A 439-nucleotide genomic window follows, 5' to 3' on the forward strand; every position below is an offset into this window, starting at 1 on the left:
AGACGCAGGAGAGCCAACAGCAACAACAGCAACAGACGGAACCTATACTATAGAAGGAGTACCAGCAGGAACAGTAGATATCGTAGTAGATACAACTACTTTACCAACAGGTGCTACTTTAACAGATGGAACAGAGCCAACATCAGTAACGATAACAACAAATGGTAGTGTAGATGCGGGAATAGATGGTTATACTACAGCAGGAACGGTAACCGGAACCGTATATAACGATGAAGATGGTGATGGAACACAAAACGGAACAGAAACCGGATTTACTTCTCCAGTAACTGTATTTGCGGATTTAGATGGCAATGGTGTATTAGACGCAGGAGAGCCAACAGGAACAACAGCAGCGGATGGGACGTATACTATAGAAGGCGTGCCAGCAGGAACAGTAGATATCGTAGTAGATACGACTACTTTACCAGTTGGAGCTACA

The 439-nt window shown here is 44.2% G+C and carries 1 pseudogene; it reads left to right on the forward strand.

The annotated features are described in order from the left end of the window. Nucleotides 1-439, forward strand: a pseudogene (locus tag ACVCXO_RS00025) (hypothetical protein); the annotation flags it as partial.

It is taken from the genome of Lacinutrix sp. MEBiC02404, assembly GCF_053601575.1.